This is a genomic window from Hymenobacter glaciei, assembly GCF_039539585.1.
GTDB lineage: Bacteria > Bacteroidota > Bacteroidia > Cytophagales > Hymenobacteraceae > Hymenobacter > Hymenobacter glaciei.
The window spans coordinates 347,299-364,788 of sequence record NZ_BAABDK010000010.1; the positions used below are offsets into that span (position 1 = coordinate 347,299).

The following is a 17,490-nucleotide window of genomic DNA, read 5'->3' on the forward strand; positions in this document are numbered from 1 at the left end:
TTAGTAGGAAGCCGGCGCGTTGCGCCGGCCGTCATTTTCTGTTTATTCTCCGCGATTCATGAGCATTGTTCAAGACATCCGCACTGCCTTCAACCGCCGCGACAACGCCCTCGTCCAGCTCATTCTGATAAATGTGCTGGTATACGTTGCTCTGGTAGTGGCCAATGCGGTACTCGGACTGAGTGGGGCCGACGCCAGCAGGGTGCTGCTTGCGCGTCAGTTAGAACTCCCTTCCAACCTGTCGGTCCTGTTGCGCCATCCTTGGACGGTGCTGACTTACGCCTTCGTGCACCGCGATTTTTGGCACATCCTATGGAATATGCTGAACCTGTATTGGTTCGGTCAGTTGGTCCGTGAGTACCTCGGCGACCGGCGCTTGGTGAGCATCTACATTTTAGGAGGCTTGGCGGGCGCTGCGCTGTTTCTGCTGAGTTATAATTTGATTCCCAAACTGGCCGAAGGGCCAGGTGCTTTAGTTGTGGGCGCTTCCGGGGCAGTTACAGCCATTATTGTGGCCGCGGCCACGTTGCTCCCCGACTACACCTTCATGCTCATCCTTATTGGGCCCGTGAAGATTAAATGGGTTGCTGCAGTTGTGGTAATTCTCTCTTTAGCTGGCGTGAATGGCGGCAATGCAGGCGGCGAAATTGCCCACCTTGGCGGGGCATTGCTGGGCTTCATCTTCGTTAAACAGTTGCAGGCCGGGCGCGATTTGGGCCGGCCGGTGCAGGCCGTTGGCAACTGGTTTGCACGCCTCACGAGCCGCCAGCCGGCCATGCAGGTAAGCCGCAGCGCGCGCCGCCCCGAGCCGGTGGCTGCCTCGGCCAGCAGCCCGGCCCGCAAGCCCACTGGTGCCGGGCAGTCCGTGCAGGACGAAATCGACACCATCCTCGACAAAATTTCGCGCTCCGGCTACGAAAGCCTTAGCAAAGAGGAAAAGCAAAAGCTTTTCCGGGCCAGCCAACAGTAAAGGCTACGGGCTAGGCGTGCAGCCACTCCTTAGCCAGGGCCACGTCCTTGAAAAGCCGGATTTCGAGCTGGTTGCCCACGCGCGTTACCATTTCCTCGGCCGAGGCCTGACCGAAAATGCCCGGCGATACAATGTGGGCGAAGCGTTTCAGGCCCAGCGCCAGCACCTGGGGCACCCAGTTGGCCGCAATCCAGTCGTTAGCCGAATTCCAGGAGCCGATGACTTCGCGGTTGTCGTTCAGCATATGGGCGCAGCGGTTTTCGCGCAGGAAATCGATGGTTGCCTGGCAGCCCTGGATGACTTTTTCCGTTGGGAGTACGCCCACCCAGTTGTTGTAAATCCACTGGTTGGCCGAATCAAATTCGATGGTCAGGAACACTTTATCGAACGAATTGGTCAGGGCTGTTTTCATAGGAAGCATTGGCGGGCAGGGGCGAACGTGACAAAGTAAAGATATTAAAGCGCAAAGTCAAGACTAGTTTTGATGGGTAGGCCACGTGAGTAAATCGGGGAAAAGGCTTGTGTCTCGCGGCCATATATTTACCGGTTCCCGTCTGCTTACTCCCATTTCTCCTGCGTGCATGTTTTCCGCCGAGCGTATTCTGACCATTCGCAAAAGCAAAGGTTTTTCGCAGGAGCTACTGGCTGAGCAATCGGGCGTCAGCCTGCGCACCATCCAGCGGGTCGAGCAGGGCGAAACCGTGCCCCGCGGCCATACCATGCAAGCCCTCGCCACGGCCCTCGACGTGCCCCTCGCTGCGCTGCTGGCCCAGCCCGCGCCGCTGGCCGAGCCTGCCATTGCGCCCACACCACTTGCCCCCGCCACCACCGCGCCGTTGGCCCCCGCCCGCCTGCCGCTGCCCGCCGACCCGCAGCTGCTCCAACTGCTCAACCTGAGCGCCCTGTGCCTAGTGGTGTTCCCTTTCCTCAACCTGCTGGTGCCGTACCTGCTCTGGCGCAAACACCGGCACGACACCGCCCACGCGGCCGAAGTAGGCCGGCGGGTACTTGGATTCCAGGTGCTGTGGCAGGTGGCCAGCTTCTTCTCCTACTTGATGGTGCTGCTGCTGCAAGCCGCCATGTTCTTCTATTTCGGGGTAGTGCTCAAGGGCATTTTTCTTGGGGTTTTCGTGCTCACCTACTTGGTCAACATCACCACGGTGGGCTACAACCAATGGCTACTACGCCAGGGCCGGCTCGATATCTACCCCGTTCGGCTGTAGTGAAAGCTAGACTGGAAACTATTCATAATTAACTAGTTAGTTGAAGTGGCGGCAAAATGTCGCTGAAATGGCGCGCGGAATGGGGGAGGGGGGAGGGTAGGTTTGACCCGTTATCCAACCACAACTCTTATTCCCATGAAGGTCCTGTTCAAAATTCTGCTGGCCATTTTCTCGCTGTTTGTTCTGAGCAGCATCGGTGGCTATTTCTACTTCCGGAAGAAGTTCCAAGCGCCTGCCAATCAGCTGGTCGTAACACAGCTGCCGGCTACGACTTCCTTCAGTTCGGGAGCCAATAAGGAATTGCCCCACGCGGTGCTGCTGGTGCCCATCGGCGTGCCTGGCTGCTCGCGCACCTGCTACCTGCAGTTCGATACCGGCGCGCCCTACACGCTGCTCAACTCCAATTCCCTGGCCGTGCTGCGCGCCGAATTTCCCGCCACCAATATCATGCTGGTGGCGCAAGGCGATTCCGTGCGCAACTTCCGGTTTGCTGTTGGCCGGGCGCAAATGCAGGTCCACCGCATCTGGGTGCGCCATTACGATACGCCCACCAAATTGCCCGCCAATCCCGAAGACCCCTTCATCATCGGCACGCTTGGCACCGACGTAATGGATGGGCGCGTGCTAACCCTGGACTATGCCCGGCAGCGTCTCGCCCTCAGCAGCACCGCTCCTAACAGCTTACTGCGTCGCGCCGCCTTCGTACCCATGAGCTTCAAGGAGCGGCGCATCTTGCTGAGCGTGGGCTTGCAGGGACAGCCAAAGGAATTGATGTTCGACTCGGGCAGCAGCGCCTTTGCGCTGATGACCTCGCAGAATAACTGGAAAGAAATGGCCATTCCGGCTGCCGCTGTTCAGAAAACGCCGGTAAACTCATGGGGTAAAACCCTTACCGCCTATACCGTACCCACCGCCGTTGCCATGCAGTTTGGCGCTGTCATCGTGCCGCTGAGCACGGTTCCTATATTGAAGGTATGACTTTCATGCAAAGCACGCTGACGCGTTTCTCGGGGATGGGCGGCATGTTGGGTAACGCGCCTTTCAGCCGACAAATCATTATTCTGGATGTAAAAGCCGGCCGCTTCGGCGTAGTGAAGTAGGGGCGGGGCCTGCCCCCGCCCGTCGTCGGCCGGAATCGTTGAGATGGCGCGAACAGTGGGCGGGTACAGGCCCCGCCCCTACGCCCAGCAAATAAAAAGCCCCGCTGGAAATTCCGGCGGGGCTTTTTTCAAACCAGCAAGCAACCTTTAGGCAGGCTGAGCGGCGCTCATTTTGTCGAGCGCATCCATCACCTCTTTCACGTGGCCGCGCGAAGTTTCCAGCAGAGCCTTTTCCTCGTCGTTGAGCTGCAACTCGATGACGCGCTCCACGCCGTTTTTGCCCAGGATAACCGGGGCACCGAGGTACACGCCGTTGATGCCGTACTCGCCTTGCAGCTCAAGGCACACGGGGAACACGCGGCGCTGGTCGCGCACGATGGCTTCCACCATTTGGGCCGCCGCCGCGCCGGGCGCGTACCAGGCCGAGGTACCCATCAGCTTCACCAGTTCGCCGCCGCCCTGGGCGGTGCGCTGCACGATGGCGTCAAGCTCAGCTTTGCCAATCAGTTCGGTAACGGGGATGCCGCCTACGGTGGTATAGCGCGGCAAGGGCACCATGGTGTCGCCGTGGCCGCCCATCAGCACCGCCTGAATGTCTTTCGGGCTCACGTTCAGGGCCTCGGCCAGGAAGGCACGGTAGCGGGCCGTGTCGAGGATGCCGGCCATGCCGAATACCTTTTCGCGGGGCAGCTTGGCCGTGAGGTGGGCCTGGTAGGTCATCACGTCGAGCGGGTTGCTCACGACGATGATGATGGCGTTGGGCGAATGGGCCACCACCTGCTCGGTTACCGACTTCACGATGCCGGCGTTGATGCCAATCAGGTCGTCGCGGCTCATGCCGGGCTTGCGGGGCAGGCCCGAGGTAATCACCACTACCTCCGAACCAGCGGTGCGGGCGTAGTCATTGGTTACGCCCACGGTGCGCGAGTCGTAGCCGATAATCGGGGATTTCTGCCAGATATCGAGGGCTTTGCCTTCGGCGATGCCTTCCTTGATGTCAACGAGTACAATTTCGTTGGCGATTTCACGGGTGGCGAGCACGTCGGCGCAGGTTGCGCCCACGTTGCCGGCTCCGACTACGGTAACTTTCATAGAGAGAGTGGTTGGTGGTTGGGGGTATGGCCGCAAAAGTACGGCCGGGAGCCGCAAGAATGAGTACTCCGCGCGTTCATTTCGGCCCAACCGTGCAATCGTGCGCGCAAATTGCTCAGGCAAACTAAATTTTCAGGGCTTTTCCGCCCTACATCCGCTGCACCGTAAGCACGCGCTCCGTGGTATCCTCCACCTTGAACCGGTCATCGACCCGCCAGCCCACCACCCAGCAGATTTTGCCATCGGCTGAGGTGAGCACCCGCACGTCGTCCTTCAGGTTCAGGGGTACTTTCTGGTCGATGAGGAAGTCGCTGAGCAGCTTTTTGCCTTTCATGCCCAGCGGCATAAACCAGTCGCCTTCCTGCCAGCGGCGCAGCGTGAGCGGGAATTTGATTTTGTCCGCATCGAGCGCGGCGGTGCTTTTCGAGCGCGGAATGATGAAGTGCTTCGCGTCGTCGTGCAGCTCGGCTTTCAGGCGCAGGCCGTCGGCCAGCAGGTCGGTTTGGCCGGCCGCTAGCTGGAAGGTGCCGAACTGCGCGGTGCGGCGCGGCGTGATAACCAGGTTTTCGCGGTCCTTCACCAACCGGTGGGTGGGCGAGTCGAAGCGCCGGCCACTCTCGCCGCCGAAAGCCCCTACAATGTCCTTTACCACCGGCCAGGCAAAGCCGAAGGGGCGCAGGATTTCGTGCAGTACCAGGGCAGTGGCGGCCGTTTTTTGCAGCGTGGCGATGTTGAGGTAGGTGACTTCGGCCTCGTCGCGGCGGGCTTGGGCGGCGGTGTCGGCTATGTAGCGGCGCACAATTTCTTCCGCTCCACCCACGCGCTCGGCGGTGCCGGCCATCGTCTCGTCCAGGTTGGGGTTGATTTCGCGCAGCACGGGCAGCACCTCGTGGCGCAGCAGGTTGCGCTGGTACACGGGACTGTCGTTGCTGTCGTCTTCGCGCCAGCGCAGACCGCGCTCCACCAGGTATTCGTGCAGGTCGTCGCGCCCCAGACCCATTACCGGCCGGATGATGTGCCCGTTCTTCACCTGAATGCCGTGCAGACCGGCTAGGCCGGTGCCGTGCGTGAGGTTCAGCAGCATGGTTTCGGTTTGGTCGCGCTGGTGGTGGGCCGTGGCGATGTAGGCCAGCCCCTGGGTTTCGCGCACCTGCTCGAACCAGCGGTAACGCAGCAGGCGGGCTGCCATCTGGGTCGAAATGCCTTCCTGGGCGGCAAACTCCTTGGTTCGGAAAAACTCGGCGAAGTAGGGGAGGCCGTACTGCTTGGCCAGCTTGCGCACAAACTGCTCGTCGGCGTCGGCATCCTCGCCACGCAGGCCGAAGTGGCAGTGCGCCACCGCTACCTGCGCGCCCAGCCGGTGCAGCACATCCAGGAGCACCACCGAATCGAGGCCGCCGCTTACCGCTACCAGTATAGCATCAGTTTCGAGGTTGAAAAGCTGGTGTTCAGCGATGAACTGGCGGACGGAGTCGAGCATAATCGGGAGGAGTTGACGGAGCAAAAGTACCAGCCCCGCGAGCGGTTTGCACGCCCCGGGCACTACGGCGCAGCATTCGGCGTTAGCCCCGGCCGCCTGCCGTACCTTTGAGGCCCGCATGTCATTGTTCCGCTTCTTTCTTCTATTGTTGCCCGCGCTGCTGCTGGCGCGCCTCGGCGCGGCCCAGACGCCGAAGCCCACCCAAGCGCCCGCCGTGGTGCGCCCCGCCGTGCCCCGCGCCCCGCGCCCGACCCCCACGCCGCCGCCCGGCCTCAAGGGCTCGCCCATTCTGCTGCTCACGACCGGTGAGCTTGTCGGCGTCGAAGTCAACGGCGTGAAAATTCGCAAGCTGCTCGGCAACGTCAGCTTTCGGCAGGACGACGTATTTCTGTACTGTGACTCGGCTTACCAGTACATCGACCGCAACGAAGTCGAAGCCTTTAGCAACGTGCGCGTGGTGCAAAGCGACACCCTCACCATTACCGGCGACCACGGCTTCTACAACGGCGCCAAGCGCACGGCCCGCATGACCGGCAACGTGGTGATGCGCGACCCGCGCATGACGCTGACCACGCCCAGCCTCGACTACGACCTGAACCGCAAAACAGCTGCTTACACCGAAACCGGCCACCTCACCGACCCCCAAAACACCCTCGACAGCCAGCAGGGCTTCTACGATACCAACACCAAGGTCTTCGTCTTCAAGCGCGACGTGCACCTCGTTACGCCCGATTCGGAGCTGAACAACGACACGCTGCGCTACAACACGGTCAGCAAAATCGCCTACTTCAACGGCCCCACCCGCATCAAGGGCAAGTCGGGCAACCTATATGCGGAAGGTGGTAACTACAACACCATTACGCGGGTGTCGGACTTCAAGCGCAACGCCAAAATCGACACGCCCAACTACCGGCTTGGCGGCGACCAGTTGGTGTACGACGAGGTGAAGCAGTACGGCGTTGCCAAAGGCCACGTCTCATTGATTTCGAAAAAGGATAACCTGATGCTGCGCGGCGATATGGGCCGCTACTGGCGTGCGCTGGGTCGCACCAAGCTCTACGGCGGCCGGCCGGTGGTGCGCAACATCAGCCAGAAGGACACCCTGTATATGGCCGCCGATACGCTCATCAGCGTGGAAGCCAAGCCCGGGCAGACCACCAAGCGCACCGTGCTCTACGCCTTCCCGAAGGTGCAGATTTTCCGGGGCGCTATGCAGGGCATCTGCGATTCGCTGACCTACGACCGGCAGGACAGCATCATCTACCTGAACCAGGACCCCGTGCTCTGGCACACCAAAAACCAGCTCACCTCCGACTCGATGCAGATTCGCTCGAAGCGCGGCAAGGTGGACGAGTTGCGCCTCTTTGGCCACGCCTTCGCCGTGAACCAAGACACCCTGCTGAACTTCAACCAGACCAAGGGGCGCAGCATGCGGGCTTATTTCCGCGACGACAAAATGCGCCGCGTCGATGTGCTGGGCAACGCTGAAAGCATCTTCTATGCCCTCGACGGCGACACGGCTACCACCGGTATGAACCGCCTGCTTTCGGCCAACATGCGCGTGCTGTTCGCTGATAACAAGCTGAACCGTATTTCCCCTTTGGGTAATCCAGAAGCCAAATTCATCCCGCCGCACGAGCTCAAGCCCGATGATGAGCGTCTGAAAGGCTACTCCTGGCGGGCGTCGGAGCGTCCCACCCGCCGCCAGGTGTTGGGCAAACAGTTCGACGACCGTCCCAAAAAGAAGAAGGCCGTCAAGAAAAAAATCACTTCTAAACGCGGAACCAAAAAAACGGCGCCGCAGAAAACGCCGTCCAGACCCGCTCCCAAAGCGCCTGCGACGCCCAAAGCCACCGCCCAGCCTGCCCAGCCAGCGGCTTTGGTAGCTCCACCTAAGCCAGCAGCGGGCGCGGCGCGGCGCTAGCTGCAACCTTTGCCTACGGCTCGGCACTCTTGCTGCTACCGGCCCGGCCCACGGGCCGGTTTGCCTCCCCGGGCTCAAATCGTTACCTTTGCACCCCTTATGCCGATTTCACGCCTCACGGTTCTCTTTCTGCTCGCTACTTCGCTGCTGTTGGGCTCTTGCACCAGTAGCTACCAGCGCCTGCTGAAGAGCCCCGACGTTAATAAAAAGTACGAAGCTGCCATCCAGTACTACGACAAGGGAGATTTCTTCCGGGCCGGTACGCTGCTCGAAGACCTGATTCCGTTGCTGAAAGGCCGGCCCGAAGCCGAAAAGGCGCAGTTCTACTTCGCCAACACCAACTACAAGCAGCGCAACTACGTGCTGAGCGCCTTCTACTTCAAGACGTTCACCGACACTTACCCCAACTCGGAATACGCCGAGGAAGCCTCGTATCTGCACGCCAAGTCGCTATTCTTGGACTCGCCGGGCTACGAGCTCGACCAGACCAACACCATCTCGGCCCTCGAATCCATCCAGGATTTCCTGAACCGCTACGGCGAAAGCAAGTTCAAGGCCGAGGTCGACGGCATGTCGCAGGAGTTGCAGAAGAAGCTGGAGAATAAGGCCTTCGAAAGTGCCCGCCTCTACTATCAGCTGCGCTACAACCAGGCCGCAGTGGTAGCTCTTACCAACTTTCAACTCAACTATCCGGCTTCGGCCTACGCCGAGCAGGCGGCCTTTCTGCGCATCAGCGCTCAATACGCCTGGGCCCAGGAAAGCGTTGAAACCAAGCAGCGCGAGCGGTTTCTGGAAGTCGTAGCCTTCTACCAGCAGTTTGTAGATGGTTACCCGCAGAGCAAAAACCTGAAGGCGGCCCTGACCATGTACGACACCAGCCAGCGCGAAATTACCCGGCTGAAGGACGTGCCCACGGCCGCCGCCAATTAATCTTTAGTTGTTACTAGCTTGTTGCGATTTCGGAAAAAGCCCTGAAAAGAACGCCGCGCTAACAACTGACAACGAATTACGAACAACTAATTTATTGCCCATGAAACCGAATCCCAACGCCGTATCGAGCTCCATCGTCACGCGCAACATCGCCGACATCACCGGCGACAATGGCAACGTGTACGAGGCTATTGCCGTGATTTCCAAGCGCGCCAACCAGTTGTCAATTAAGCTGAAAGAGGAATTGAACGACCGTCTGGCCGAGTTCGCCTCCACCGTCGACAACCTGGAAGAAGTATTCGAGAACCGCGAGCAAATCGAGGTGTCGAAGTCATTTGAGCGCATGCCCAAGCCCACCAGCTTGGCCATCGAGGAGTTTCTGCAAGGCAAAATCGCCTACACCACGCCCGAGCCGGAAGAGGTTCCGATTCCGCGCGAGCTGTTCTAGGTGTCTGTCGCCTGATTGTTTGAGAGAACGTCATGCTGAACGCAGTGAAGCATCTCTACCGCAGCAGTAATTCAGTTACTATTGCGGTAGAGATGCTTCACTGCGTTCAGCATGACGTTCTTTTTGTGTAACTCGGATACTATGCCTGCACCCGATTCATCAATTCGCATTGCTTCCCTTGCCGGCCGCCGCATTCTGCTGGGCGTGAGCGGTAGCATTGCGGCCTACAAGGCGGCCCCGCTTACGCGTTTGCTAGTGCAGGTCGGGGCCGAAGTGCAGGTAATTCTGACCGAAGCTGCATCGGCCTTCGTGACGCCGCTTACCCTGGGTACGCTCTCCAAGAAGCCCGTGCTCACGGGCTTCTTGCGCGATGCCGCCGCCGGCGAGTGGCACAACCACGTGGAACTGGGCCTTTGGGCCGATGCGCTGCTGATTGCACCGGCCAGCGCCAACACCATCGGGCAGTTAGCCAACGGGCTGTGCCCCAATTTGCTGTGCGCCGTGTATTTGTCGGCGCGCTGCCCGGTGTTTCTAGCCCCGGCCATGGACCTGGATATGTACGCTCACCCGGCCGTGACGCAAAATATGGCCCGCTTGCGCAGCTTTGGTAACCACGTCTTCGAATCGCCGAGCGGCGAGCTGGCCAGCGGCCTGCGCGGGCCCGGCCGCATGCTGGAGCCGGAAGACATCGTAGCGGAACTGGAACAGTTTTTCGGAAGAACAGTAACTGATTAAGCGTCATGCCGAGCGCAGCCGAGGCATCTCGCGTGCCATCACTAATCCTGTTGATTGAACTGCGTTGTGCATGCGAGATGCCTCGGCTGCGCTCGGCATGACGTTCTTTGGCAGACATTTTTAACCCTTCCTCTGTGCACGTTCTCATCACTGCTGGCCCCACCTACGAGCCCCTCGACCCCGTCCGTTTCCTCGGCAACCGCTCGACGGGCAAGATGGGCTATGCGCTGGCCGAGGCTTTTGCCGCCACCGGCGCGCAGGTAACGCTGGTGAGCGGCCCCAGCCAGCTGCCCGACCCGGGCAGCCCACGCATCTGCACAGTGCGGGTGGAGACGGCCGCCGAGATGTTTGCGGCAGCAGAAAAGGCAGCGTCTGAAGCCGATGTGTGGGTGTTTGCAGCGGCTGTGGCCGACTACCGCCCGGCGCAAGTGGCGACCGAGAAAATCAAAAAATCGGGCGAAACCCTGACCCTGGAGCTGGTGAAGAACGTGGACATTGCGGCCACCCTGGGCCTGCGCAAGCGGGCTGAACAATTTGCCGTCGGTTTTGCGTTGGAGACAACGAACGAGTTGGCTCACGCCCAGGGCAAGTTGCACCGCAAGAACTTCGACCTCGTGGTATTGAATTCGCTGCGTGACGCGGGGGCAGGCTTCGGGCACGACACCAATAAAGTGACCGTGCTGGATGCCGCCGGCCAAATCGTTAATTTTGAGTTGCAGTCCAAAGCCGACGTGGCCCGTGGACTGGTTAGCCTGATTCTGGCCCGCCGGCCTTCTTCTCCGAACGTATGATGCGACCCTTTTTTGCGGCCCGGCCGTTGCCTGCATTGCTGCTGTTATTGGTGCTGCTAGTGGCCGGCCCCGCTCGCGCCCAGGAACTGCTGGCCGAAGTGCGCGTGTCGACCGAAAACGTGACGATTTCAGACCCGAGTATCGTGCAGCAGATGCAGAACGACATCCGCAACCTGCTGAACACCCAGGCCTGGACTAACCTCACCTACCAGCCCACCGAGCGCATCCGCCTCAAGATGTTCATCGGCATCACGTCCATTCCGCAGAATGGTACCTACAACGCCACGATGCGCCTGGTTTCGTCGCGCCCGGTGTACGGCACCGGGTACGAAACCAATGTGGTGAACTTGGTCGATAAGAGTTTCAATTTCAACTATTCGCCGCAGAGCCCGCTCTCGTACTCAGCCAACAGCTTTACTTCGAACCTGGCCTCGCTGGTCGGCTTCTATGCCAACCTGGTGATTGGGCTCGACCGCGACTCGTTTGCCCGGCTCGGTGGCACTACCTACTACGAGCAGGCCCGCACTATTGTGAACTATACCGCCAACCAAACCCAAACCAACGAGCCCGACGAAGGGTGGCGTGGTGGAGGCTCGCGCGAGCGGCACTTTGTGCTCGACAACCTGCTCGACCCGCAACTCGAAGCCTTCCGCACGAGCCTCTACGGCTATTACCGGCAGGGCATGGACATCTTTATTGAGAAGCCTGAAGAGGCCCGTGCCTCGGTAATGGTGGCGCTAACGGCCGTGCAGAAGGCCGCCCTCACGCGCCCCGGCACGCTGTTCGTGCGGGCATTTTTTGATGCCAAGTCCGATGAAATTACCAACATCTTCCGCACCAGCACCGATGCGCAGCTTAAGCAGCAACTAGTGGCCATGCTGACCGATGTGGACCCCACCAACTCGGCCAAATACCAAACGCTGCTTCGCTAAATTATGAATTATAAATTTTGAATTATGAGTTGCCATTCTGGTGGCTCGCTAATTCATAACTCATAATTCAGAATTCATAATTAATTATAATGCTAGTCGATTTACGAATTAATAACTACGCGCTGATTGAGCAACTGGAGCTGCGTCCGTCGCCACTGCTGAACATTATAACGGGCGAAACCGGGGCTGGTAAATCCATTATGCTGGGCGCCATTGGCCTGTTGTTGGGCAACCGCGCCGATTCGCGCATGCTGTTCGACACCGAGCGCAAGTGCGTGATTGAGGGCCAATTCAATATCGCCAACTACCAGTTGCAGGATATTTTCGAGGCCGAGGATTTGGATTACGACACGCACTGCATTCTGCGGCGCGAAATCAGTCCCAATGGCAAGTCGCGCGCCTTTGTGAACGACACGCCCGTAACGCTGGAAGCCCTACGGAAAATTGGGGCCAACCTGATGGACATCCACTCGCAGCACGACACGCTGCTGCTGGGCGACGGTGTTTTTCAGTTGAACCTGTTGGACTTGTATGCCGGGCTGGTGCCGCAGCGCACCATGTACAGCCACGCTTTCCGGCAGTACCGCAAGCTGGAAACCGATTTGCAGGCCCTGGAAGGCCAGGCTGCCCAAGCCAGCAAGGAGCTCGACTACAATAGCTTTCTGCTCAATGAGCTGGAAGAGGCGAAGCTTGATACCGAGGACCAGGACGCGCTGGAGCAGGAAGTGAAGCAACTAGAGCACGCCGAGGAAATCAAGTACAAGCTGAGCCAGGCGTTGCACGGCCTGCGCGACAGCGAGACCTGCGCCACCGGCAACCTCAAGGAAGCCGTGGGCCTGCTGGGCCAGGTGTCCAGCTACGCCGACACCTTCAAGGAGTTGCGCGAGCGGCTGAATTCCTGCCTGATTGAGTTGCACGACATTGCTGACGAAGTGGAAACCGCCGAGCGGCGCACCGAGGGCGACCCCGCCCGCGCCGAAGAGCTGCAGGACCGCCTGAATGTGCTGTACACGCTGCAGCGCAAGCACCAGGCCCGCGACCTGCCGGCCCTTATTGAGGTGCGTGAGGTGCTGCGCCAGAAGGTGAGTTCGGTGCTGAACCTGGACAAGGAAATTGCCCGCCTGCGCAAGGATTCGGATGCGGCCCTAGCCGCCGTGACCAAGCAGGGCACCAAGCTGTCGGAGAGTCGGCGCAAGTCGTTTCCGCATTTCGAAAAGCAATTGGGGTTGCTGCTGGCTGATTTGGGCATGCCGCACGCGCGCATTGTGGTGCAGCACAGCACCGGCGCGCCGGCCACCAGCGGTATCGATGTGGTGAGCATCCTCTTCACGGCCAACAAAGGTGCCCAGCCTCAGACGCTGAGCAAGGCTGCGTCGGGTGGCGAATTCTCTCGCCTGATGCTGTGCATCAAGTACATGCTGGCCGATAAAACGGCCTTGCCAACTATCGTGTTCGACGAAATTGACACCGGTATTTCGGGCGAAATTGCGGTGAAGGTGGGCCGCATGATGCAGCAGATGGCGCAGAAGCACCAGCTGGTGGCCATTTCGCACCTGCCGCAGATGGCGGCGGCCGGCGACGTGCACTACTTCGTGTACAAGGAAGACCGCGCCGACCGCACCGTGAGTCGCATCCGTGAGCTGAGCAAGGAGGACCGAATTAAGGAAATCGCGCACATGATTGCGGGCGCCAAGCCCAGCGAAAATGCCTTCCAGAGTGCCCGCGAGCTGCTGGCGCTACGGGGTGAAGTGGCCGCGTAGTGCAGTAGGCTTTAGCTTGCCGTCGAATTCCTACTTTTGTCCACCCGTTTACTTCCACGGCCCTGCGGTGCCAGCTAAAGCTTACCGCCCATTCTCATGGCTAATAACATACTCGCCGGCAAAGTCGGCATCATTTCCGGCGCGCTCAACGAACATTCCATTGCCTGGAAGGTGGCCCAGCGGGCGCACGCCGAAGGTGCCCGTTTCGTGCTCACCAACGCGCCGCTGGCTATGCGCATGGGCGAAATCAACAAGCTGAGCGAGGAGTGCAATGCCCCAATTATCCCGGCCGATGCTACCTCGACCGAGGAGCTGGAGGCGCTGTTTTCGGGCGCGCAGGAGAAGCTGGGCGGCAAGATTGACTTCGTGCTGCACAGCATTGGCATGAGCGCCAACATCCGCAAAAAGAAGCACTACGGCGAGCTGGACTACAAATTCTTCCAGCAGACGATTGACGTGTCGGCCATGTCGTTCCACAAGATGATGGCCGTGGCCGAGAAGCAGGACGCCATGAACGAGTGGGGCAGCATCGTGGCCCTGAGCTACATCGCCGCCCAGCGTGCCTTCCTCGACTACACCGACATGACGCAGGCCAAGGCCATGCTCGAAAGCATTGCCCGCAGCTACGGCCAGCGCTTCGGCAAGCTGAAAAAGGTGCGCGTGAACACTATTTCGCAGTCGCCCACCAAAACCACGGCCGGTACCGGCATCACCGGCTTCGATGCTTTCTACAACTTCGCCGACATGATGTCGCCGCTGGGCAACGCCCCGGCCGAAGCCTGTGCCGACTACTGCATCTCGCTGTTCTCGGACCTCACGCGCTACGTGACCATGCAGAACCTGATGCACGACGGCGGCTTCAGCACCACTGGCATCTCGGCTGAGATTGTGGACGTGCTGACCAAAGTATCGGGCGCTTCGCAGGAATAAGCGTGGCAAGTAATTAAGCAGAAAGCCCGGCCAATTGGCCGGGCTTTTTTGTGTTTAGTGACAAGACTTAATAAAAAGCGCGACTGAGAAATAGCGTCAATTCTGAGTAGTGCCGAAGCTGATTGACAGCTACGCCGGCTTGGAAAGAATCGCCAAAAGGATGCGTGAGGCGGGCTTGCCATTGCCAGTAGCTTGGCCAGTGGGTAGCTTGAACTACGCCTGCCAGCCGGAAAGGCTGGAAGTAGTAATTCGTTTGCAGACCGAAGCTGTAGCCCAAACCGGCCGTAGATGCAGATAACACATCGGACGGTGCCAGCGGCTGGTGTTGCGCATACCCGCCGCCCAGCAGGAACATAAGGCGTGATAAGGGGGCGATGGAGCGGAAGCTGCCAATACTTACCATCATCTTGTAGCTGCTAAAACGCATATTGGCGGGCATTGCTTGCAACTGTTCGTAGCTAAGCACTTCGGCAACCGTGAAGCGTTGCTGCCACAACGCAGGCAACCCAAGGCTAGCGGTAAAGGCATGGTTTCGGCTGAAATTGGTTTGGTAACCGATGGTGGCAGTGAGGTGCAGCCGATGGTATAGTCTAGTTCCGTAGAATTTTACGGTGCCCCCGACCGGCGCGTAGCGCATGCCGCTAACCAGGCCAAGCTCAACAAGTGGGTCTCGTCCTATCACCGGACAGTCGACAGATGGCGCTTGCGGTACCAACCGAATGATAATGTAGTTGCCAGCGGGCACCCGTTGCCGTTGCTCGACATAACCGATGAATGAAGCGGTAATGGAAAGGCTGTCAGCAACGGCGGTGATAGACAAGGTGAAATTTCCCTCGACATCAGTAGATACGCCATTGGTGGTGCCAGTTTGCAGGACGGTCGCGCCGGGCAGGTCGTAGCCAGTTTTGGCATCGAGTACACGGCCGAGAACAGTAGTCTGGGCCAAAGTAGCCCGAGGCAGGAGCCAGCCGCAGCAAAAAAGGAGTAACAAAAACCGCATAATAGAGGCTTTAGAGCCAAAGAGTAACTGTTTGATGCGGCCAGTGCTAGGATTGCATAAGTGGCAAGCGAGAAGGTTAGTTCGCCTGAAGGAATGGCATCGTTCCCGGCAACGATTGCGCGAAAATAGCCGGTTTGAAGCAGCCACATTGGCCGATGCAGCTGGTAAGTTGCGGCCGCAACCACCCTCCGAGCCATGAAGAATCTATTGCTGCTAGTGCTCCTGAGTTTCGGTGGGCTGGGCCGGGCCTGGGGCTACGATTTTGTGGTGGCACAGGACGGCAGTGGCCGGTTCCGCACGGTGCAGGAGGCGTTTAATGCAGTGCCCGATTTCCGGAAGAAGGTCACCACCATCTTCATCAAAAAGGGCACTTACAAGGAAAAGCTGATACTGGCTGGCTCAAAACAGCTGGTGAAGCTCCTTGGCGAGGACCGGGATTTGACCATTCTGACGTACGACGACTACAACCAGAAGAAGAACATTTTTGGGGAAGACAAGGGCACATCGGGCTCGGCGAGCTGCTACATCTACGGCTCGGATTTTTCGGCCGAGAACCTGACATTTCAGAACTCGTCGGGGCCGGTGGGGCAGGCGGTGGCAGTGTGGGTCGATGGCGACAAGGCAGCCTTCGTGAACTGCCGGTTTCTGGGGTTTCAGGACACGTTGTACACGTTTGGGCGCGGCAGTCGGCAGTTTTACAAGAACTGCTACATCGAAGGAACCGTTGATTTTATCTTCGGCTCGAGCACGGCCTGGTTTGAGGACTGCACCATTTTCTGCAAGCGCGGCGGCTACGTCACGGCGGCCAGCACGCCCGACACGGCGCGGTTCGGCTACGTGTTCAGCCACTGCCGCATTACGGGCGATGCGCCGGCGGGTAGCTTCGGCCTTGGCCGGCCCTGGCGGCCCTACGCCAAAACCGTATACCTGCATTGCGAGCTGGGCGCCATGATTCGGCCTGAGGGGTGGGACCCGTGGGACAAGGAGTCGAACAAGAAAACCGCCTACTACGCCGAATACCAGAGCCATGGCCCAGGTGCTGCCCCTAAACAGCGCACACCGTGGTCGCACCAGTTAACGGAGGCCGAAGCCCGGATGTACACCCGCGACAGCGTGCTGCACGGCTGGCAGCCGTAGCGTGGACTCTGCGAGTCCGCGCCTGAACGAACAACGAACCTCGCCAAACGCGGACTCGCAGAGTCCATGATACAACCATACCCATGAAATTCCTGCTCCTAATGCTGCTGGCCGCTCCGGCCTTCGCCCAAACGGCCCCGCCGGCCGGCCCCATTACCGTGGCGCAGGATGGCAGCGGCACCTACCGCACCGTGCAGGCCGCCGTGGACGCCGTGCCCAATCAGTCGCAGGCCACGGTAACCATTCGCATCAAGCCGGGCACGTACCGCGAAAAACTGGTGGTGAACACGCTCAAAACCCATATCAAGCTAATGGGCGAGCAGGCTGAAACCACCATCCTCACCTTCGACGACCACACCGGCGACGCGGCCGGGCACGACACGTATTCGTCGCACTCGGTGCTGGTGCAGGCCAACGACTTCACTGCCGAAAACCTCACCTTCGCCAATACTGCCGGCTACACCGCCGGCCAGGCCGTGGCCCTGCACGTGGAGGGCGACCGCGCCACTTTCCGCCACTGCCGGGTGGTGGGCAACCAGGATATTCTGTTTCTGGCCGCCGGCCACACCCGCCAGTATTTCCAGAACTGCTACTTCGAAGGCACAACCGATTTCATCTTCGGCGCCAGCACGGCCGTGTTCGACCATTGCGTTATCAAAAGCAAGAAAAACTCCTTCATCACGGCCGCCTCCACGCCCGCGCAGCAACCCTTCGGCTTTGTGTTTCTGAGCTGCAAGCTGACGGCTGACACGGCCCTGGCCAAGAAGGTGCACCTCGGTCGGCCCTGGCGGCCCAACGCCCGGGTGGTGTTTCTGAACACCGAAATGGGCAGCCACATCACCCCCGCCGGCTGGGATAACTGGAAAAACCCCGCCAACGAAAAAACGGCTTATTTCGCCGAATACCGCTCCACTGGCCCAGGAGGTAATCCGAAGGGGCGCGTGGTCTGGGCACGTCAGCTCACGGCCAAGGAGGCGAAAGGGTATACGCTGAAGGTGATTTTTGTGGCCGAAGTGCCGTGGGTGCCGGGGCGGTAGG

General features: G+C 59.6%; 18 protein-coding genes. 14 read left to right on the top strand and 4 right to left on the bottom strand.

The genetic code is table 11. The features are described 5' to 3' along the window. Positions 1-58: 58 nt before the first annotated feature. A complete protein-coding gene (locus ABD837_RS06255) occupies positions 59-970 on the top strand; it encodes a rhomboid family intramembrane serine protease (protein ID WP_345051683.1) in 912 nt (303 codons plus the stop codon). Positions 971-980: 10 nt separating this feature from the next. On the opposite strand, the gene ABD837_RS06260 is transcribed toward ABD837_RS06255, so the two are convergent. After that, complete coding sequence (locus tag ABD837_RS06260) at positions 981-1,382, bottom strand: hypothetical protein (RefSeq protein ID WP_345051685.1); 402 nt, start codon at positions 1,380-1,382, stop codon at positions 981-983. A 169-nt stretch (positions 1,383-1,551) separates the two neighbouring features. Here ABD837_RS06260 and ABD837_RS06265 point away from each other — a divergent pair, with 169 nt between their 5' ends. The 3 genes from ABD837_RS06265 to ABD837_RS06275 all read left to right on the top strand — a co-directional run bounded on the left by ABD837_RS06265 (position 1,552) and on the right by ABD837_RS06275 (position 3,293). Beyond that, entirely contained in the window at positions 1,552-2,193 is a 642-nt protein-coding gene (locus tag ABD837_RS06265; protein ID WP_345051688.1) for a helix-turn-helix domain-containing protein, read from the top strand. Positions 2,194-2,328: 135 nt separating this feature from the next. Continuing rightward, positions 2,329-3,171 carry a hypothetical protein gene (locus ABD837_RS06270; protein WP_345051690.1) on the top strand — a complete coding sequence of 281 codons (843 nt, stop codon included), beginning with the start codon at positions 2,329-2,331 and terminating at the stop codon, positions 3,169-3,171. Further along, positions 3,168-3,293: a hypothetical protein gene (locus tag ABD837_RS06275; RefSeq protein WP_345051693.1), complete on the top strand. Its 126-nt coding sequence runs from the start codon at positions 3,168-3,170 to the stop codon at positions 3,291-3,293. The genes ABD837_RS06270 and ABD837_RS06275 overlap by 4 nt, the downstream gene beginning before the upstream one ends. Before the next feature lie 147 nt (positions 3,294-3,440). Here ABD837_RS06275 and mdh read toward each other — a convergent pair whose 3' ends face one another. Then, positions 3,441-4,385, bottom strand: a complete 945-nt coding sequence (gene mdh / locus ABD837_RS06280; protein ID WP_345051695.1) for a malate dehydrogenase — start codon at positions 4,383-4,385, stop codon at positions 3,441-3,443. 148 nt (positions 4,386-4,533) lie between these two features. Beyond that, the gene (tilS, locus tag ABD837_RS06285; protein ID WP_345051698.1) at positions 4,534-5,865 is read right to left on the bottom strand and encodes a tRNA lysidine(34) synthetase TilS; all 1,332 of its coding nucleotides are present in this window, start codon (positions 5,863-5,865) and stop codon (positions 4,534-4,536) included. A 118-nt stretch (positions 5,866-5,983) separates the two neighbouring features. Here tilS and ABD837_RS06290 point away from each other — a divergent pair, with 118 nt between their 5' ends. From ABD837_RS06290 to ABD837_RS06325, 8 genes are all read left to right on the top strand, one after another. Beyond that, a complete protein-coding gene (locus ABD837_RS06290) occupies positions 5,984-7,789 on the top strand; it encodes an OstA-like protein (RefSeq protein WP_345051701.1) in 1,806 nt (601 codons plus the stop codon). Positions 7,790-7,888: 99 nt separating this feature from the next. Further along, positions 7,889-8,719 (top strand): outer membrane protein assembly factor BamD, encoded by an 831-nt coding sequence (locus ABD837_RS06295; protein ID WP_345051703.1) that lies wholly within the window; start codon positions 7,889-7,891, stop codon positions 8,717-8,719. A gap of 100 nt (positions 8,720-8,819) precedes the next feature. After that, positions 8,820-9,167, top strand: a complete 348-nt coding sequence (locus tag ABD837_RS06300; protein ID WP_345051706.1) for a DNA-directed RNA polymerase subunit omega — start codon at positions 8,820-8,822, stop codon at positions 9,165-9,167. A gap of 141 nt (positions 9,168-9,308) precedes the next feature. Beyond that, positions 9,309-9,902: a flavoprotein gene (locus ABD837_RS06305; RefSeq protein WP_425554299.1), complete on the top strand. Its 594-nt coding sequence runs from the start codon at positions 9,309-9,311 to the stop codon at positions 9,900-9,902. Between the two features lie 134 nt (positions 9,903-10,036). Continuing rightward, the gene (locus ABD837_RS06310) at positions 10,037-10,693 is read left to right on the top strand and encodes a phosphopantothenoylcysteine decarboxylase domain-containing protein (RefSeq protein ID WP_345051709.1); all 657 of its coding nucleotides are present in this window, start codon (positions 10,037-10,039) and stop codon (positions 10,691-10,693) included. Beyond that, complete coding sequence (porD, locus tag ABD837_RS06315; protein ID WP_345051712.1) at positions 10,690-11,625, top strand: type IX secretion system protein PorD; 936 nt, start codon at positions 10,690-10,692, stop codon at positions 11,623-11,625. Before ABD837_RS06310 ends, porD begins: the two co-directional genes overlap by 4 nt. Before the next feature lie 89 nt (positions 11,626-11,714). Further along, positions 11,715-13,385, top strand: coding sequence for a DNA repair protein RecN (gene recN / locus ABD837_RS06320; protein ID WP_345051715.1), 1,671 nt, complete (start codon positions 11,715-11,717; stop codon positions 13,383-13,385). A 96-nt stretch (positions 13,386-13,481) separates the two neighbouring features. Continuing rightward, positions 13,482-14,315, top strand: a complete 834-nt coding sequence (locus ABD837_RS06325; RefSeq protein ID WP_345051718.1) for an enoyl-ACP reductase FabI — start codon at positions 13,482-13,484, stop codon at positions 14,313-14,315. A gap of 67 nt (positions 14,316-14,382) precedes the next feature. On the opposite strand, the gene ABD837_RS06330 is transcribed toward ABD837_RS06325, so the two are convergent. Beyond that, positions 14,383-15,261 carry a carboxypeptidase-like regulatory domain-containing protein gene (locus ABD837_RS06330; protein ID WP_345051720.1) on the bottom strand — a complete coding sequence of 293 codons (879 nt, stop codon included), beginning with the start codon at positions 15,259-15,261 and terminating at the stop codon, positions 14,383-14,385. Positions 15,262-15,510: 249 nt separating this feature from the next. Between ABD837_RS06330 and ABD837_RS06335 the strand changes: the two genes are divergently transcribed. Both ABD837_RS06335 and ABD837_RS06340 read left to right on the top strand, forming a co-directional pair. After that, positions 15,511-16,452: a pectinesterase family protein gene (locus ABD837_RS06335; RefSeq protein ID WP_345051723.1), complete on the top strand. Its 942-nt coding sequence runs from the start codon at positions 15,511-15,513 to the stop codon at positions 16,450-16,452. 83 nt (positions 16,453-16,535) lie between these two features. Further along, positions 16,536-17,489 carry a pectinesterase family protein gene (locus ABD837_RS06340; protein ID WP_345051726.1) on the top strand — a complete coding sequence of 318 codons (954 nt, stop codon included), beginning with the start codon at positions 16,536-16,538 and terminating at the stop codon, positions 17,487-17,489. Position 17,490: the final 1 nt, after the last annotated feature.

Bases quoted from the DNA above. Each gene is read 5' to 3' on its own strand.
- ABD837_RS06265 (WP_345051688.1), top strand. From the start codon at position 1,552: ATGTTTTCCGCCGAGCGTATTCTGACCATTCGCAAAAGCAAAGGTTTT.
- ABD837_RS06300 (WP_345051706.1), top strand. From the start codon at position 8,820: ATGAAACCGAATCCCAACGCCGTATCGAGCTCCATCGTCACGCGCAAC.
- ABD837_RS06290 (WP_345051701.1), top strand. From the start codon at position 5,984: ATGTCATTGTTCCGCTTCTTTCTTCTATTGTTGCCCGCGCTGCTGCTG.
- ABD837_RS06275 (WP_345051693.1), top strand. From the start codon at position 3,168: ATGACTTTCATGCAAAGCACGCTGACGCGTTTCTCGGGGATGGGCGGC.
- ABD837_RS06270 (WP_345051690.1), top strand. From the start codon at position 2,329: ATGAAGGTCCTGTTCAAAATTCTGCTGGCCATTTTCTCGCTGTTTGTT.
- ABD837_RS06325 (WP_345051718.1), top strand. From the start codon at position 13,482: ATGGCTAATAACATACTCGCCGGCAAAGTCGGCATCATTTCCGGCGCG.
- recN (WP_345051715.1), top strand. From the start codon at position 11,715: ATGCTAGTCGATTTACGAATTAATAACTACGCGCTGATTGAGCAACTG.
- ABD837_RS06255 (WP_345051683.1), top strand. From the start codon at position 59: ATGAGCATTGTTCAAGACATCCGCACTGCCTTCAACCGCCGCGACAAC.
- porD (WP_345051712.1), top strand. From the start codon at position 10,690: ATGATGCGACCCTTTTTTGCGGCCCGGCCGTTGCCTGCATTGCTGCTG.
- ABD837_RS06305 (WP_425554299.1), top strand. From the start codon at position 9,309: ATGCCTGCACCCGATTCATCAATTCGCATTGCTTCCCTTGCCGGCCGC.
- ABD837_RS06340 (WP_345051726.1), top strand. From the start codon at position 16,536: ATGAAATTCCTGCTCCTAATGCTGCTGGCCGCTCCGGCCTTCGCCCAA.
- ABD837_RS06335 (WP_345051723.1), top strand. From the start codon at position 15,511: ATGAAGAATCTATTGCTGCTAGTGCTCCTGAGTTTCGGTGGGCTGGGC.
- ABD837_RS06260 (WP_345051685.1), bottom strand. From the start codon at position 1,382: ATGAAAACAGCCCTGACCAATTCGTTCGATAAAGTGTTCCTGACCATC.
- tilS (WP_345051698.1), bottom strand. From the start codon at position 5,865: ATGCTCGACTCCGTCCGCCAGTTCATCGCTGAACACCAGCTTTTCAAC.
- ABD837_RS06295 (WP_345051703.1), top strand. From the start codon at position 7,889: ATGCCGATTTCACGCCTCACGGTTCTCTTTCTGCTCGCTACTTCGCTG.
- mdh (WP_345051695.1), bottom strand. From the start codon at position 4,385: ATGAAAGTTACCGTAGTCGGAGCCGGCAACGTGGGCGCAACCTGCGCC.